The organism is Pseudomonas frederiksbergensis, assembly GCF_003732665.1.
GTDB lineage: Bacteria > Pseudomonadota > Gammaproteobacteria > Pseudomonadales > Pseudomonadaceae > Aquipseudomonas > Aquipseudomonas frederiksbergensis_G.
This window is the reverse complement of record NZ_MOBP01000158.1, coordinates 1-465: the sequence shown is the minus strand read 5'-3', so window position 1 is coordinate 465 and position 465 is coordinate 1. Positions and strand designations below refer to the sequence as shown.

The 465-nt window shown below is 52.9% G+C and carries 1 protein-coding gene; it reads left to right on the top strand.

Translation table 11 applies throughout. The features are described 5' to 3' along the window. Window positions 1-133: 133 nt before the first annotated feature. Window positions 134-465, top strand: a 332-nt coding sequence (locus tag BK665_RS33610) for an MFS transporter (protein WP_123410656.1), incomplete at its 3' end; no start/stop codon positions are given.

The following is a 465-nucleotide window of genomic DNA, read 5'->3' as shown; positions in this document are numbered from 1 at the left end:
TGTGCCCTCCCCCGGCTAGGCGCGCCACTTGTCATTTGCCACCTAGACGACACTAACTGTACGTGCGTATAGTCAGAACCAAAAATAACAAAATGGCCGCTCAGTCAGCCTCGAGCGGCAAACAGGAGGCTTTATGAACATCAACCTAAACGCTATGAAGTGGCGCGTACTCATCGGATGCTTCCTCAGTTACATGTTTGATGCGCTCGACATTTTGGTGCTCATTATCTCCTTGCCTGCGATCAAGGAAACCAGGCAGATCAGCACCACCGAAGCAGGATTCATGGTGACCGCGACACTCCTGGGCATCGGAGGTAGCAGTTTGGTAATGGGTGGCCTGGCCGATACCTTGGGACGTCGAAAAGCCCTGCTACTTTCGCTGGCAACCTTTGGCGTCCTCACCATTGCAATTGCCGGTGTAACCGATTGGAAGCAGTTATTAGTGTTGCGCTTCTTGGCTGGGCT